Origin of the sequence: Tenacibaculum sp. MAR_2010_89, assembly GCF_900105985.1 — a bacterium.
Classification (GTDB): Bacteria; Bacteroidota; Bacteroidia; order Flavobacteriales; family Flavobacteriaceae; genus Polaribacter; species Polaribacter halocynthiae.
The window spans coordinates 412,491-428,630 of record NZ_FNUB01000005.1 but is presented as its reverse complement, the minus strand read 5'-3'; the positions used below and the strand labels follow the sequence as shown (position 1 = coordinate 428,630).

The window sequence follows — 16,140 nt, the reverse complement described above, 5'->3', positions numbered from 1 at the left end:
GCATTTAATTAAATCAATCTAATTATATATAATGAAAACCATACATAAACTTGTTTTTACAACAGCTGTAGCCTCTTTAGGTGTTGTTGCTTGTAAAACTGAAAAAAAACCTGAAGAGAAAGCTCAAGGTATCATATTAGAAAACATGGACACATCTGTTAAACCTACAGATGATTTCTTTAGATATGTTAACGGTACTTGGTTAGATAAAACTGAAATTCCTGCCGATAGAACTTCTTGGGGTGGCTTTGGAGAACTTCGTAAAAAAACGGATGCCGATGTATTAGCTATTTTAAATAAAGCTATTGAAGAAGGTAATTTTCCAAAAATAAAAGATTCTAAAGGAAATGAAATAGATTCAGACCAAGAGAAGGCAGTGAACTATTATGAAAGCATCATGGATACTGTATCACGTAATAAACAAGGTATAGCTCCTGTAGCTCCATATTTAGCTAAGATTGATGCTATAAAAACTAAAAAAGATGTTGAAACATATTTAACTAATATGGCTCAATACGGAGGTGGTGGTTTTTATGATTTTGGTGTTTTTAACGACTTAAAAAACAGTAGTATGAATGCTGGTTATTTAAGTGGTGGTGGTCTTGGTTTATCTAGAGATTATTATGTAGATGAAAAAGTAAAAGACAAATTAGAAAAATACCAAGAGTTTGTTGCTAAAATGTTAGTTAAATTTGGTGATGATGAAGCTACTGCTAAAAAAAATGCAGCAAATATTGTTGCTTTTGAAGCTAGTTTAGCTGAACCAATGATGACTAAAGAAGAGCGAAGAGACACTCGTAAAATGTATAACCCAATGACAGTTGCTGAACTTCAAGAATTAGCACCTGCAATTGATTGGGATGCTCATTTAAAAGGAATTGGTGTTAACAATATTGAAAAAATAATTGTTACTGATCCTGGGTACTTTAAAGCAATGAATGATATTTTTACAACTCGTTCTGTAGAAGATATCAAATTAGTATTACGTTGGAATACTATTAACACTTCACTTAACTTATTAAGTACTGATTTAGAAATAGCAAACTGGGAGTTTTACAGCAAAACAATGCGTGGTGCTAAAAAACAACGCCCAAGAAATGAGCGTGCTTTAGGAAACTTAAACGGTGCTATCGGTGAAGCTTTAGGTAAATTATACGTTGATGCTAAATTTCCGCCAGAAGCAAAGAAAAAAGCTAAGGAAATGATTGATAATGTAATGTTAGGTTTCGAAAAACGTATTGCTCAATTACCTTGGATGAGTGAAGAAACTAAAGAGAAAGCTTTAGCAAAATTACATAAGTTAACTGTTAAAATTGCATATCCTGATAAGTGGAAAGATTATTCTGCATTACAAGTAAAAGGCTTAAAAAATGGAGGTACATATTTTGAAAATGCAATTAATGTAGCTAAATGGAATTATAATAAAAACATGGCTAAATTAGGTAAGAAAGTTGACAGAACTGAATGGGGAATGTCTCCTCAAACTGTAAACGCTTACTTTAATCCAGTAAATAATGAAATCGTATTTCCAGCAGCAATTTTACAACCTCCTTTTTACAACTACAAAGCTGATGAAGCTGTAAACTATGGAGGAATTGGAGCTGTTATCGGTCATGAAATTTCTCATAGTTTTGATGATTCTGGTGCTCGTTTTGATGGTGATGGAAACTTAAAAAATTGGTGGACAGAAGATGATTCAAAAAAGTTTAAAACTATTGGAGACAAGTTAGTTAAACAATACAGTGATATTATTGCTATAGATAGCATGCACTTAAACGGTAAATATACATTAGGAGAAAATATTGGAGATTTAGGAGGAGTTCAAGCTGCTTATGAAGGTTTACAAATTTTCTTAAAAAAGAATGGTCGTCCTGCTGATATTGACGGTTTTAATGCTGAGCAACGTTTCTTCCTTTCTTGGGGTACTATTTGGAGAACAAAAATGCGTGATGAAGCTTTAAAAAACTTAATCATGACCAATACACATGCTCCTGGACAATATAGAGCTTATATGCCTCTTAAAAACGTAGATGCTTTTTACAAAGCTTTTGACGTTAAAGAAGGTGATAAAATGTATATAACACCTGAAGAAAGAGTTAGAATTTGGTAAACAAACCTTAGTCTTAAAATATTACAATTCTTAAGAATTGCTTTTAAAATAAAAACCGATACAGATGTATCGGTTTTTTTATTTTTCTTTACTTAATCAACTAATTCCACACAATGGAATCCTTTCTTTTCAACTTTATTAATAATATCAACTTCTTCTATATAATCAGTTGCTTCTATTCGTAAAACATTATCAATATCTTCAATATCAATTGATACATCAATTATATTACTATCTTCATTAAATAGTTTATGAATCGATTTCACTTTATGTTCAGTATTTATATCTGTTCCGTAAATAAATAATTTCATAATTTATTCTTGTTTAGTATCTGTATTACTGTTTTCATCTATACGCTCTTTGAATTTTTCGTAAGCGTCACTCCCCTCCTCTTTCCAGAATTTTTCATAATGTTCCCAGTCAGAAACATTCTTATTACATCTGTTTTTATCAAAAGATCTAAATTTATGCTTCTTTTTTTCTCTTGGAGAGCAGTCCGAACTATGTTTTCCTCCAGAGCATAATAAAATTTTAGACAAAATAAATAACCCTACTGCTTGCCAATAACTAATAACTGGTAACCCGAATATCTCTGGCATTAATGTATTCCATAACCACATAATTACATACCCAAATAATATGGCTAATCCAATAATTGCTATCACTCCAAAAACTATTCTTCCTATAAATATCCCTAACGATTCTCCTTTAACCCTTTCTTTAAATAAATTTTCCATCTGTTTTAATTCTTGTTATTTTTTAATTCTATTTTTTTTAATAAAAGCCCTAATGCTCTATGTCTTCTAGACATTAATGTTCCTATTGGTACTCCTAAATCTTGTGCTAATTCATTATATGTATACCCTTCAAAATCGATAGCTATAATTATTTCTTTATATATTGGCTTTAAACTCAACATTCTTACTTTAATTTCTTCCTTCATTGCTTCTGAATAAACATCTTCAGAAGCTCCATATAAAGCTTGTGTAAGCTCATTTAACTTTAAATCATCAATGTCTTCATCTGAAATATTTTGTTTGTTCTTCCTCATCCTATCAATAATCTTATTTCTTAATGACCTGTATACAAAACTTGCCACGTTATTAATAGGAGAATATCCACTTACACCTGAAAACAATTTAAGCGCAACATCTTGAATAATATCTTCAGCATCTTGATTAATATTTTGCTTTATTTTAGATCCAACGTAAGATTTAAGAACATTATATTCTTTATCAAAAAATGCTTTGAGTTTTTTATTATTTTCTGATTCGTGGTTCATTTATAAGCTTTTTAATCGCTCTTCAATTATAAAGACGTAGCTTTTATAATCTATTGCATTTTTTTATAAAAAAATTAAAAATCATCGTTTAATATAAAGAGGTATTATTTTATTCCTTTGCTTATTTTTGTTCTATGCTACACGTAAATAATATTTCTTTTCAATATTCTACACAAAACAACACTTTACAAAATGTAAGTTTTACACTACAAGAAGGAGAAAACCTATGCATAATGGGAGAAAGTGGCTGTGGAAAATCTACATTGTTGAAAATTATTTATGGCTTATTAGATGTAAATAAAGGTACTATCTTTTGGAAAAAAACTCAAATTTTAGGGCCTTCTTATCATTTGGTTCCTGGTATGGATTTTTTTAAATATGTGGCGCAAGATTTTGACTTAATGCCCTACACTACTGTAAGTGAGAATATTGCAAAATTTTTATCGCGTTTTTACCCTGAGAAAGCACAACAACGAACAAAAGAGTTACTTGAAGTTATTGAAATGACCGAATTTGCTGATGAGAAAGTTAAAAATTTAAGTGGTGGACAACAACAACGAGTTGCTATTGCTAGAGCGCTTGCTAAAGAACCAGAGCTACTATTGCTAGACGAACCTTTTGGGCAAATAGACAATTTTAAAAAGAACTCTTTAAGAAGAAATTTATTTACTTATTTAAAAAGTAAAAACATTGCATGTATTGTAGCTACGCATGATGGTGGTGATGCTCTTTCTTTTGCCGATAAAATGATTGTAATTAGAAATAATCAAATACTTGCTAAAAACACTCCTAAAAACCTATATAAAGCACCTAGAGAAAAATATATAGCTTCTTTATTTGATGATGTAAATGAAATTACCATTAACGATACAGAATTACTTTTATATCCTCATCAAATTAAAATTGTAGAAAAATCAACTATTATTGCTACCGTTTTAAACTCATATTATAAAGGATTTTACTGGCTAATAGAAACTGATTTAGAGGGTCAAAAATTATTTTTAAATCATAATAATTACATAGATAAAAAAACAACAGTTTCACTAGAGATTAATAGTGAAACTGTTTAAAAATTCAAACTACTCGTTATAGATTGATAATTACTTCTTATAAAACAGTTAGAAGTTACCAATCCCTACTTTTAGTATTAAAGTATATTTTTTATAGCTATCTTTTTTCCATTAAAAGTAAGCTCGTCATTAACAGTTTTTCCTAATAATAACTTTCCTATTGGGGAAGAAACTGAAACTGCAAAAAAAGTTTTATTATTAACAATTATTTTACCTGCTGAAATACTTAAAAAGTAAGTAAACGAATTTGTTTCAATAATACTACCAAGGCAACTAGTACTAGAATTGGCAGTTAACACTATTCTTGCTAAGGTTTCTTTCATTTGCTGAACTCCATTTAATTGTTGGCCAGCTTTTTCCATTTCTAATTGTAACATAGCACGTCCTGTTTCATGCTTATCACCTGCTGAGCTTTTTGTTTCAGAGTGTAATGCTTTCTTATTTGAACTTATAATATTCTCAATTGTTTGTAAACGATTATTTACAAAAGCCTCACATTCATTATATAATAATTCTTTTACATTCATGTTAAATCTGCTAATTCCTTTCCTATTAAACTACCTATTGCAACTCCCATTCCACCTAAACGAACTCCACAATAAACATTATTTGACACCTGTTTTACTATTGCTTTTTTTTGATTTCCTACTCCCATTATTCCACTCCATCTATAATCAACTTCAACTTTCTTATTTGGTAAAATAACTTCTTGTAAAATTTCATCTAACTTATTTTGAATTAAGTCGGTTTGTTCAAAACTAGTAGTCTCTTCTGTTTTAAAATCTAGGTTTCTACCTCCACCTAATAATATTCTATTATCAATGTTTCTAAAATAATAATATCCTTTATCTAAATGAAATGTTCCTTTTATCTGTAAATTCTCAATAGGCTTTGTAACCAATACTTGAGCTCTTGCTGGCTTTACGTCTTCTTTTAATAATTCTTTAGCAAACCCATTCGTTGCTATTAATAATTTTTTGGAAAAAAACTCAATTCTGTTTGTTTTGATATGTACCTTGTTTTGTGCTTCAATAAAACTTTCTAAAGCAATTCCATTCAATATTTTTATATCTAAATCTTGTGCTTTTTTCAATAGTTGAGTAACCATTTTACCAGTATCTATTTGACCTTCTAAAGAATTAGTTATATAGTTTTTATAGATATTTTCAAATCCAAAAACATTGTCATTAACAGTAAATACATTTCTTTTAAATAATGGATTTAATAACATGTTTATTTCATCTATCTTATCTAAACATTCGTTATAAAAACCTGTATCTAAAAATAATTCGTGTCCTTTATTTTGTTGAAAGCTTATATTTTCATCCCCTAAATTAGTTCGTAATAATTGTAAGCCTTCCCATCTTTTTTTTACCAAATTAAAAACCTCTTCTTTGCTGTGTGTTTTTAAATCATCTATAAGTTCAGATAAACTACCAAAACAAGCAAATCCAGCATTTTTACTGCTAGCCCCTTGGGGTAAAACTCCTTTTTCAAGTATAACTATTTTGGCTTTAGGATATTTATTTTTAAGTTGAAAAGCACAATTTAACCCCACAATTCCACTTCCAATAATGGTAAAATCAATATTAGAAAACCACTCTTTTAACTCCCAATAACTATAATTCAACATTTTTTAATCTATAATAAATTAGTAACTTGGCATACTCCTTGAATTTAATGAAACTAAATAATACAAAATGAAAATAATGAAACTCTTCAGTCTATTAGTTTTAACTATTAGTTTTACTCAGTGCGCTAGCATGCAATTTGAAAAAACTCCTCCTTTTACAATTAAAGGAGCTAGCTATGTAAATATCACTGGTGGTATGCCTGGTAATAACAGTACAGATGTAAAAATAGCTTTTTCTTCTCCAAAAAAAGTAGTTTTTGAAAAACTCTATTTTATGAATAAAATTATAGACGTAACTATAGAAACTAAAGAAAACTCAAAATATATTATTGGAAGACACTATTATTCTTCAGGAAATACTAAGTATGACTTACAATTACATGATGATCCTAAAAAAGAATACGGTAATACTACTAAAAAAACAGAAAAGAAGTTTCCTTTTGAATTAAAAGAAAATGAAGCTGTTTTAAGCTATAAAAAAGCTGGTAAAACAAAATATTTTAAAATAGAAAACATAAAAAAAGGGAAAGATGTAATTATGCAATAATTTTTCTTAAACCCAATAAAAAACCCCATTTAAATATTTTAAATGGGGTTTTTAGTATTATTAAAACACTATTATAAATCAAATTTGATTCCTTGAGCTAATGGTAACTCATCAGAATAATTTACTGTGTTTGTTTGACGACGCATATATACTTTCCATGCATCAGATCCAGACTCACGTCCTCCACCTGTTTCTTTTTCACCACCAAAAGCACCTCCAATTTCAGCACCTGAAGTACCAATATTTACGTTTGCAATACCACAATCAGAACCAGCATATGATAAAAACTTCTCAGCTTCTTTCATTTCACTTGTCATAATTGAAGATGATAAACCTTGTGCTACACCATTTTGTAATTCAATAGCATTTTCTACTTCTCCAGAATATTTCATTAAATATAAAATTGGAGCAAATGTTTCATGCTGTACTATTTCAAAATGATTTTCTGCTTCAATAATCGCTGGCTTAACATAACATCCACTTTCGTATCCTTCTCCTTCTAAAACTCCTCCTTCTACTAATACTTTTCCTCCTTCAGCTTTTGCTTTTTCTATTGCAGCTAAATAGGTATTTACAGCATCTTTATCAATTAATGGTCCTACGTGATTATTTTCATCTAATGGGTTTCCAATTTTAATTTGCCCATAAGCACCAACTATCGCATCTCTTACTTTATCGTAAACTGATTCATGAATAATTAATCTACGTGTAGATGTACAACGTTGACCACAAGTTCCTACTGCTCCAAATACAGCTCCTGGAACAACCACTGTTAAATCTGCAGTTGGTGTAATAATAATTGCGTTGTTTCCTCCTAATTCTAATAAAGATTTACCAAAACGCTCAGCAACTGTTGCTCCAACAATACGTCCCATTCTTGTAGATCCAGTAGCAGATACTAATGGAATACGAGTATCAGTAGTAATATACTCTCCTACTTTATAATCACCATTAACAATACAAGAAATACCTTCTGGTAAGTTATTTTCTTTTAAAACATCTGCAATAATATTTTGACATGCTACTGAACATAAAGGAGCTTTTTCTGAACCTTTCCATACACATACATCACCACAAATCCAAGCTAAAGCAGTATTCCAAGCCCAAACTGCTACTGGGAAGTTAAATGCAGAAATAATTCCTACCACACCAATTGGGTGCCATTGTTCTCTCATTACGTGTCCTGGTCTTTCTGAAGGAATTACTTGCCCGTTTAATTGACGAGATAAACCTACTGCAAAATCACAGATATCAATCATTTCTTGAACTTCTCCTAAACCTTCTTGATAAGATTTACCCATTTCATAAGAAACTAATTTACCTAATGGCTCTTTTAATTCTCTTAATTTATTTCCAAACTGACGAACAATTTCTCCTCTTTGTGGAGCTGGCATTGTTCTAAAAGTTTTAAAAGCCGAAGTAGCGGCGTCCATTACCTTATCGTAATCTTCTCTGGTCGTAGTTTTTACTTTTCCTATTAACTTACCATCAACTGGAGAGTATGATTCAATAATTTCTCCATTAGAAAAATTTACAGAACCAGTTGAAGTTCCATCGTTTATTTCTTTTAAGCCTAATTCTTTAATAGCTTTATCAATTCCAAAATCAGTCATTTATTTCTAGTTTAATTATTGTTCAACTTTTATGGAAACAAAACTACGAATAAAAATACATTTCAAAAATTAAACATTCAAAGGTTTTTTGTTGTTTTTTATAACTTTTTGTATTAAAAAAAACAAAAAGACTAATTACTAAAAAAACCATCTATAAAAACAAACAGTTTATATAGATGGCACACTTTAAAACCCAGAAGTAGGATTATTGAATTGTAAAAACTCAATTTATTTATAAATCTAATTTCCCCTTAAAAAATAGATGCTTTTTATAAAACACTCAAATACTTAGTATTTACAAGTAACCTACTTCTTTTTTGTAAAAACAAATCAATTATTCTACTATTAATTTCTTAGTCATTCCATTAACATTAATAAAGTATACTCCAGTTTTTAGATTTGGAATAGCTATTTCATGCTGTGAATTAAATGAATTTAGTTTTAATTTAGTTAATATCCTTTTAACAAGAATATTTCCTGAAAAGTCAGAAATATTTACATGAATGTTTGTTCCTTTTAAATTATTAAAAGATACTATTACCACTCCTTCTTTTGCAGGATTTGTTATTATGTTAAAACTTTGCTTTACAGTTAAGTTATTACAAGGACCTAAATTTGTCCAATAACCATAAATTGGAGCCCACCAAACTGTAATTTGAGCTTCAAACACATTTCCGTTGTATACAACTTTATCACCTTTTTGGTAAAAAACACCATTTCTATATTCTGGTATTCCATTACATCCTCCAGTAGTGCCTTCAGTTACAAAACTTACGGTATTTGAATATGGCGACTTATCTCCATTACTACAAGTATAACGAACTCTTAATTGATATGAAGTACTTGCACTTAAATTAGTAAATGAATACGATGAACTAGATACGTTAACTAAATTATAACTGCTATCAGAAGATTTTTTATATTCTAATTCGAAAGAAGTTATCCCTAAAACTGGTGACCATGAAACATCTGCACTATTTGTTGTAATACTAGAAATATCAATATTATTAATTGCTTCACAAACATTTGTATCATCTTGTAATGTAGTAAACCTAATTTCGCTTGAATAAGGTGAATCGTTTTCTAAAGCTGAAAAACTAGAAGAACATGGTCCTAAATCTTTCCATAAGTATGAATGTGTATTACCAGTAGGAGGAATATTGTATAAATTATCAGCTAAACTTTCATATTTTTTCCCATTATAAGTAACCTTATCACCAGTCATATAAATAGACGGATATGACTGATATGCTGAAACACCATCACAGCCAGTATCACCTCCACCGTCATTACAACTATATTTAATTCTAGCTAAGTAAGTTGTATTTGGTAATAGCCCATTAATTGAAATAGATGATCCATTTGCTGAGGTAATTGTATAACTATTACTAGTTTCTTTTCTATATCCAACGGTGTAAGAATTAATAGAAGGAACACTGTTCCAAGAAAGAACTACAGAGTTTTTAGAAACATTAGAAATATTTAATCCAGTAACTGGATCACACTTGGGAGGATCTATAATATTTTTTGTTCTAAATGAAATAACAGATGAATATGTAGCTAATTTCCCATCACATGTATAAGTTACTCTAACTTGATATAATGTATTTGAACTAAGACCCGTCAAGGTTTGAGAAGCTCCATTTACAGTAGTTTGGGTATAATTAGTATCAGTAGATTTCTTATATTCAAGTTGATAATTAGAAACCCCTGATTTAGCTGTCCAATTTATAGTTGCACTTGCAACTGATACATTTGAAGCTATTACATTTTCAATCACTGAACAGTCAGAGGTACTACACCCAGAACCTGAATATTTTGAGCCAATACCTACAGCATACATTGCATCAGTAGTAGCTACCAATTCACAAGAATTTGCTCCATATAAATCGGTTGCTGCATTTATCACTGCATTTCTTGCTGATGAATAATTAGAACTTGAAGTTAAATACCTTGTAAGTGCCCTGTAAGCAACTTGAGCTGCTTTTTCAATACCTATTCCTTTTACATTATATGAACTTCCTTTATCATTTGAACCTTGCTTACCTTGTGATAAAATATAAAACCAGTGATTTAACACTCCACTATTAATATGAACACCTCCATTATCACCAGAGCCTGTATACCAATTTGTACCATTGTAAGTGTCTGGTTGCCTATGTTGTTTAGGATTCGATAAAGAACGTTGAAAAGAAATATTTTCTCCTAAGGTCCAAACATTAGAGTCTAGCCTATTGAACGCATAATATTCAGCATAACATCCAAAAATATCACTAAACCCTTCATTCATAGCTCCAGATTCATTTCTATACACTAAACCCGCTGAGGTTTGAGTAACTCCATGTGCTATTTCATGACCAACTACATCAAGAGGAGTGAAAGGAGCTCCACTTGAAGCATTCCCAAAATATGTCCAAGATCCTACCCAAAATGCATTATTATCTGCTCCTTGACCTGAGCCATTAACGAATATATTAACTTTTCCACCTGAGCCATTATAGCTTGACCTACCAAAAACACTTTTAAACATGTCCCATGTTTGTTCTGCTCCCCAATAAGCAGCCATATAATAACCTTCATTACCAGAATTTCCAAAACCATTAGCAGTAGCACTAGAAATAACAGAACCTCCAGATGGTGGTGTACTTCCAAAACCTATACTTCTACCGTTTAAATTAGTAATAGAGATATTTCTGTTTCCTGTTTGAGAAGCAGTATACCTTCCTGTTGAACCAGAAACTGTAATACTTTTAGTTCCATAAAACCTAGTTTGGGTAGAACCTGCAGCAAACATTTCTTCTTCTTTTGTATGCGATTCTTCTTTACAAGAATGTTTCTCCATTCCAGGAAAAGCTGAATGTTTTAATACCTCAGTAAAAACAGTTTCTCCATTTGATGCGTTTATATATACTTTTTTTCTTTCAAAAGGCTCTTCAGAATATAAATCAAATTTATACACCAGCTCTAATTCACTTGAATTTAAGTTATTTCCTTTAGATATATAAACTAAATTATCATCTTTTGCCTTAGATTTTATTTGATTATGGCCCCAAGAAAATGCTTTTCCTGTCAATTCCTTCAAAGCAAACCTTAACGCTTCATCAGATGATATACTTGATTTTTTTTGAATTCCATTAGTTTTTAATATTGTTTTAAATATTTCACCATTTACTGAATACACTTTTCCTTTTCGAGCATGTAAAACATAGTAGGCGTTTTCAACTGGTATATCATTTAAATACTGTTGATATTTTATATGGGTTATACCAAGTTCATCCGTTTCATTAGACACTTCAGTAAAAGTAAAGTTTGAAGAAATTTTAAAAGTTTTTCTTAAAAAACCGATTGCTGAATTAATAGCTGGTTGACTATTTTCTTGTATTTGTACGTACCTAGGAGCCAAACCTTTTTCTCCGTTTTGAAGAATAATAATATTGTTTTGGGAATACGTTATTCCAGTTATCATTGATAAAAACACAACGATTAAAAGTTTATTTAATTTTGTTTTCATTGTTTAGAAAGGTTTATGATTAAAGGTGCTAATTACCACAAAAACAAAATATTAAACAAAGCAACAATGTCTCTAAACATGTTTAGAGACATCTCAAAAAATTGATACAATTAATAACTTATAAATAAATACTATTTTATTTATTTTTAATAAAATCATGTGGTGAAACCCCCACAATTATTTTAAAGTTTTTATAAAACGAAGCTCGTGAATTATACCCTACTTCATGAGCTAAAGCTTCAATACTATATTTTTCATATTTTTTATCTAAAACTAATCTCTTAAACTCTTCAATTCTGTATTCATGTACAAACCTGTTAAAATTCTTGTTCTTAATTTCATTAATAGATTTTGATATTAATCGATCTGGGATTTTAATATAGTTTGACAGAAAAGTTAAATTTAGTGAAGGATTTAAATACAATTTTTCACTTGTCATATAATGATCAATTGTTTTACAAACATCGATAAGTTCTTTTTGAATTTCATTCAAAGAAACTTTATTTAAGTTAATAACGTTTGATATGTTAATTTGAACTAAACTAGCAATGGTTATATAGTATAACGAAATCAAAAATAGTACTTCGATTAATATGTGATAACTTTTATTATTCAAAAATAAAAATCGTCCAAAAAAACCTAAAAAATTTAAAGCTATACATATAACACAAAAAGCTGTAAGCCATAATAGTGTTTTATACTTTACATCCTCATAGTACTCTAAAAGTTTCTTTTTATGTATTAAATTAATTTTAATTATTCTGATACAGAAATAACCTATAAATATTGATGATGAAAACATATAAACATCCATAAACCCATAAATAAAAAGTTTTTCTATAAGGCTAGGAACAAACCAAACAAGAATAAACAATACAGAGAACACTACTGTTTCTATAATTGCTAGTAGATAATATTTAAACTTGTTTTTTATTATAACACCAGATGTTTCTGATGCATAAAAAAATAAGAAAACAATAGTTAAAAAATTAAAATTTACTGGTAAAAAAATCAAGTGAATATTATGATACGTTCTTAACAAAATTATTTTTACTGTTTCAATAAAAAGGGTAAGAAAAAAGAAACCTAAATACCTGTTTAATTTAAATTTTTGAGATTTGTATAAAAAAAATATTAACGTTATTAGTAATGTTTGTACGCTACTTATAAAGTAACAGGAATTTAACATGATATTTGTTTAGTTAGTTCATTTTGTTTGGAATTTAACTAAGGTAAATAATTAATTATTAATATTTTAAAAACAAACAAACATCAAACAAATAATTGAATTTTGTTAAAAACTAAAATATTAAAAGTAACATAAAATTGAAAAGTCATATTTTTGATATCAAATTAATTATCAAACACTAACACAAAAAATGAAACAAATAACTACTATTTTACTATTGCTGTTGTTTTTAAGCAGTTGTAAAAACGATAAAAAACAAAAAACAAAAAACACTAAAGATATCAAACAAAATGAGTTTGCTATTATTATTCACGGAGGTGCTGGTACTATTTTAAAAAAGAATATGACTCCAGAAAAAGAAAAAGCATACCAACAAAAATTAGAAGAAGCTATAAAAGCAGGATATTCGATTTTAAAAAAAGGTGGTTCGAGTACTAAAGCAGTTGAAGCATCAATACATATTATGGAAAACTCTCCTTTGTTTAATGCTGGTAAAGGTGCAGTTTTTACAAATGCTGAAACCAATGAAATGGATGCTTCTATAATGGAAGGTAAAACTCTAAATGCTGGTGCTGTTGCTGGTGTTAAAACAGTTAAAAACCCAATTTCTGCAGCCATCCAAGTTATGAATAATTCTAACCACGTATTATTATCAGGAATTGGTGCTGATAATTTTGCTAAGGAAAAAGGATTAGAGATTATGGATCCAAGTTATTTTTATACTGAAAAACGATTCAAATCTTTACAACGAATAAAAAATAAAGAGAAGACACAATTAGACCATGATGAAAAATCTGCATTTTATGATACTGATATTAAAGATAGTAAATTTGGTACTGTAGGTTGTGTTGCCTTAGATAAAAAAGGAAATATTACTGCTGGTACTTCTACTGGTGGAATGACTAATAAGCGTTGGAATAGAATAGGAGATTCTCCTATAATTGGAGCAGGTACGTATGCAAATAATGCTACATGTGGGGTTTCTTCTACAGGATGGGGTGAATATTTTATTAGAGGTGTTGTAGCCCATGATATTGCAGCACAAATGGAATATAAAAACGTTTCTTTAAAAGAAGCTACCAATGATGTTATTCAAAACAAACTTACGAATCTTGGTGGAACTGGTGGTATCATTGCTCTTGATAAAAATGGTAACATGTCGTTTGAGTTTAATACAGCTGGTATGTATAGAGCATCAATGAATGATAAAGGAGAATTAATCGTAAAGATTTATAAAGAATAAAAGCTATTGTTTTTAAAATTAAAACCCACATTTTTTATGTAAAATGTGGGTTTTAATTTTACTCTATGATGTACTTATTTATTCACCTTCAAGTTTCATTGAAAGTTCGAGCCATCGTTCTTCTTTTTTTTCTAAACTATCAATTGTTTCTTGAAGTTCTTTTGATTTATCATTAATCTCTTCAGGAGAATATTCAACATTCATAAATTTCCCTTCAATCAATTGTTTCTTTTTTTGAAGTTTTTCAATATCTTTTTCTAATAAGCCCCATTCGCGCTTTTCATCAAAACTTAATACTGCCTTTTTAGCTGTTTTAACAGGTTTTATAACTTCTTTCTTTATCTCCCTTGATTCTTTTACCTTTGAGTCTTCATAAGCCCTAAAATCAGAGTAATTCCCTGGAAAGTTATCAATTTGTCCTTCACCTCTAAACACAAATAAATTATCAACTATTTTATCCATAAAATAACGGTCGTGAGATACCACCATTAAGTTACCAGGATAATCTAATAAGAAATTTTCTAATACATTTAAGGTTACAACATCTAAATCGTTTGTAGGCTCATCTAAAATTAGAAAATTAGGGTTCTGTATTAAAACAGCACATAAATACAATCGTTTTTGCTCACCTCCACTTAATTTTTCTACAAAATCATGCTGCTTTTTCCTATCAAAAAGGAAACGTTCTAACAATTGTCCTGCTGATATTTTTCGTCCTTTTGATAATGGAATATATTCACCAAACTCTTTAACTACTTCAATTACTTTTTGTCCTGGTTTTATTTCAATACCATTCTGAGTGTAATATCCAAACTTTACAGTTTCACCTATAACAACTTTTCCACCATCTAAAGGTATACCACCAGTTAGCATATTCAAAAAAGAAGATTTTCCTGTACCATTTTTACCAATGATACCTATACGTTCTCCACGCTTAAAAACATATTCAAACCCGTCTAAAATTACTTTATCATCAAATGATTTTCGCATTTTATGAAGCTCAATAATTTTACTTCCTAAACGCTTCATATTAATTTCTAACTGAACTTCATGTTCGTTACGTCGTTTATGGGCTTTTTCTTTAATTTTATAAAAATCATCTGTACGAGATTTAGATTTTGTTGTTCGTGCCTTAGGCTGACGACGCATCCAGTCTAATTCTTTTTTAAATAAACTTTTTGCTTTCCCTAAATTGGTTGCTTCAAGTGCTAATCGTTCTTCTTTATTTTGTAGGTAATATGAATAATTTCCTTTGTATTTAAATAACTTTCCTTCGTCTAGTTCAATAATTTCATTACACACACGCTCTAAGAAATAACGATCATGTGTAACCATAAATAATGTTATTTTTTCTTTAGCAAAAAAAGCTTCTAACCATTCAATCATTTCTAAATCTAAATGATTGGTAGGCTCATCCAATATTAACAAATCTGGTTTTTTTATCAATACGATTGCCAATGCTAAACGTTTCTTTTGACCTCCAGATAGTTTACCTACTTTTAACTGTAAATTTTCTAATTTTAATTTAGATAAAATTTGCTTGTATTGAGTTTCAAAATCCCATGCATTATGTTGTTCCATTAACTCAAAAGCTTCTTGATATGCTTCTGCATTATCTGGATTATCTAATGCTTTTTCGTATTGTTGAATAATCGATAAAACTTTGTTATCTGTAGAAAAAATTGTTTCTTCAATAGTTAAATCGGCATTTAAATTATCTGCCTGTGATAAATAAGCAATATCAATGCCTTTTCTACTAACTACTTGTCCAGAATCAGCTTCGTCTACTCCTGCTACTATATTTAAAATAGAGGTTTTACCACTACCGTTTTTAGCAACAAAAGCTATTTTTTGATCTTTATTTATTCCAAAAGAAATGTCATGAAATAACACTTTTTCTCCATAAGCTTTTGCTATATTCTCAACCGATAGGTAATTCATC

Annotated in this window: 13 protein-coding genes; 4 read left to right on the top strand and 9 right to left on the bottom strand. The window is 29.4% G+C overall.

Annotation, left to right across the window (positions count from 1 at the left end):
* Positions 1 to 31 precede the first annotated feature (31 nt).
* Positions 32 to 2,110 (top strand): M13 family metallopeptidase, encoded by a 2,079-nt coding sequence (locus BLV71_RS05485; RefSeq protein ID WP_093869574.1) that lies wholly within the window; start codon positions 32 to 34, stop codon positions 2,108 to 2,110.
* Between the two features lie 92 nt (positions 2,111 to 2,202).
* Here the strand turns inward: BLV71_RS05485 and BLV71_RS05480 are convergent, their stop codons facing one another.
* From BLV71_RS05480 to BLV71_RS05470, 3 genes are read right to left on the bottom strand one after another with little or no spacing between them, the layout of a single operon-like run.
* Positions 2,203 to 2,421 carry a hypothetical protein gene (locus BLV71_RS05480; RefSeq protein ID WP_093869573.1) on the bottom strand — a complete coding sequence of 73 codons (219 nt, stop codon included), beginning with the start codon at positions 2,419 to 2,421 and terminating at the stop codon, positions 2,203 to 2,205.
* Positions 2,422 to 2,424: 3 nt separating this feature from the next.
* Positions 2,425 to 2,847 (bottom strand): hypothetical protein, encoded by a 423-nt coding sequence (locus BLV71_RS05475; protein WP_093869572.1) that lies wholly within the window; start codon positions 2,845 to 2,847, stop codon positions 2,425 to 2,427.
* 5 nt (positions 2,848 to 2,852) lie between these two features.
* Positions 2,853 to 3,392 carry an RNA polymerase sigma factor gene (locus BLV71_RS05470; RefSeq protein ID WP_093869571.1) on the bottom strand — a complete coding sequence of 180 codons (540 nt, stop codon included), beginning with the start codon at positions 3,390 to 3,392 and terminating at the stop codon, positions 2,853 to 2,855.
* Between the two features lie 134 nt (positions 3,393 to 3,526).
* Between BLV71_RS05470 and BLV71_RS05465 the strand changes: the two genes are divergently transcribed.
* On the top strand, positions 3,527 to 4,462 hold the full coding sequence (locus BLV71_RS05465) for an ABC transporter ATP-binding protein (RefSeq protein WP_093869570.1): 936 nt from the start codon (positions 3,527 to 3,529) through the stop codon (positions 4,460 to 4,462).
* 77 nt (positions 4,463 to 4,539) lie between these two features.
* On the opposite strand, the gene BLV71_RS05460 is transcribed toward BLV71_RS05465, so the two are convergent.
* Both BLV71_RS05460 and BLV71_RS05455 read right to left on the bottom strand, forming a co-directional pair.
* Positions 4,540 to 4,989, bottom strand: a complete 450-nt coding sequence (locus BLV71_RS05460) for a 3-oxoacyl-ACP synthase (RefSeq protein ID WP_093869569.1) — start codon at positions 4,987 to 4,989, stop codon at positions 4,540 to 4,542.
* Entirely contained in the window at positions 4,986 to 6,092 is a 1,107-nt protein-coding gene (locus BLV71_RS05455; RefSeq protein ID WP_093871969.1) for an NAD(P)/FAD-dependent oxidoreductase, read from the bottom strand. The genes BLV71_RS05460 and BLV71_RS05455 overlap by 4 nt, the downstream gene beginning before the upstream one ends.
* 79 nt (positions 6,093 to 6,171) lie before the next feature.
* Here BLV71_RS05455 and BLV71_RS05450 point away from each other — a divergent pair, with 79 nt between their 5' ends.
* Positions 6,172 to 6,642, top strand: a complete 471-nt coding sequence (locus BLV71_RS05450; protein ID WP_176974357.1) for a hypothetical protein — start codon at positions 6,172 to 6,174, stop codon at positions 6,640 to 6,642.
* Between the two features lie 71 nt (positions 6,643 to 6,713).
* Here the strand turns inward: BLV71_RS05450 and BLV71_RS05445 are convergent, their stop codons facing one another.
* From BLV71_RS05445 to BLV71_RS05435, 3 genes are all read right to left on the bottom strand, one after another.
* On the bottom strand, positions 6,714 to 8,255 hold the full coding sequence (locus tag BLV71_RS05445; RefSeq protein ID WP_093869567.1) for an L-piperidine-6-carboxylate dehydrogenase: 1,542 nt from the start codon (positions 8,253 to 8,255) through the stop codon (positions 6,714 to 6,716).
* Positions 8,256 to 8,589: 334 nt separating this feature from the next.
* Positions 8,590 to 11,766 (bottom strand): M4 family metallopeptidase, encoded by a 3,177-nt coding sequence (locus BLV71_RS05440; RefSeq protein ID WP_093869566.1) that lies wholly within the window; start codon positions 11,764 to 11,766, stop codon positions 8,590 to 8,592.
* Between the two features lie 136 nt (positions 11,767 to 11,902).
* A complete protein-coding gene (locus BLV71_RS05435) occupies positions 11,903 to 12,781 on the bottom strand; it encodes a helix-turn-helix domain-containing protein (protein ID WP_176974356.1) in 879 nt (292 codons plus the stop codon).
* A 364-nt stretch (positions 12,782 to 13,145) separates the two neighbouring features.
* On the opposite strand from BLV71_RS05435, the gene BLV71_RS05430 reads away from it, so the two are divergent.
* Complete coding sequence (locus BLV71_RS05430; protein WP_093869564.1) at positions 13,146 to 14,198, top strand: isoaspartyl peptidase/L-asparaginase family protein; 1,053 nt, start codon at positions 13,146 to 13,148, stop codon at positions 14,196 to 14,198.
* 78 nt (positions 14,199 to 14,276) lie between these two features.
* Here the strand turns inward: BLV71_RS05430 and BLV71_RS05425 are convergent, their stop codons facing one another.
* On the bottom strand, positions 14,277 to 16,139 hold the full coding sequence (locus BLV71_RS05425; RefSeq protein ID WP_093869563.1) for an ABC-F family ATP-binding cassette domain-containing protein: 1,863 nt from the start codon (positions 16,137 to 16,139) through the stop codon (positions 14,277 to 14,279).
* Between the last annotated feature and the right edge of the window lies 1 nt (position 16,140).

What these genes read in the sequence shown, in the direction of transcription:
- BLV71_RS05485 (WP_093869574.1), top strand. Translation starts at nt 32, where the DNA reads ATGAAAACCATACATAAACTTGTTTTTACAACAGCTGTAGCCTCTTTA.
- BLV71_RS05480 (WP_093869573.1), bottom strand. Translation starts at nt 2,421, where the DNA reads ATGAAATTATTTATTTACGGAACAGATATAAATACTGAACATAAAGTG.
- BLV71_RS05475 (WP_093869572.1), bottom strand. Translation starts at nt 2,847, where the DNA reads ATGGAAAATTTATTTAAAGAAAGGGTTAAAGGAGAATCGTTAGGGATA.
- BLV71_RS05470 (WP_093869571.1), bottom strand. Translation starts at nt 3,392, where the DNA reads ATGAACCACGAATCAGAAAATAATAAAAAACTCAAAGCATTTTTTGAT.
- BLV71_RS05465 (WP_093869570.1), top strand. Translation starts at nt 3,527, where the DNA reads ATGCTACACGTAAATAATATTTCTTTTCAATATTCTACACAAAACAAC.
- BLV71_RS05460 (WP_093869569.1), bottom strand. Translation starts at nt 4,989, where the DNA reads ATGAATGTAAAAGAATTATTATATAATGAATGTGAGGCTTTTGTAAAT.
- BLV71_RS05450 (WP_176974357.1), top strand. Translation starts at nt 6,172, where the DNA reads ATGAAACTCTTCAGTCTATTAGTTTTAACTATTAGTTTTACTCAGTGC.
- BLV71_RS05445 (WP_093869567.1), bottom strand. Translation starts at nt 8,255, where the DNA reads ATGACTGATTTTGGAATTGATAAAGCTATTAAAGAATTAGGCTTAAAA.
- BLV71_RS05440 (WP_093869566.1), bottom strand. Translation starts at nt 11,766, where the DNA reads ATGAAAACAAAATTAAATAAACTTTTAATCGTTGTGTTTTTATCAATG.
- BLV71_RS05430 (WP_093869564.1), top strand. Translation starts at nt 13,146, where the DNA reads ATGAAACAAATAACTACTATTTTACTATTGCTGTTGTTTTTAAGCAGT.
- BLV71_RS05425 (WP_093869563.1), bottom strand. Translation starts at nt 16,139, where the DNA reads ATGAATTACCTATCGGTTGAGAATATAGCAAAAGCTTATGGAGAAAAA.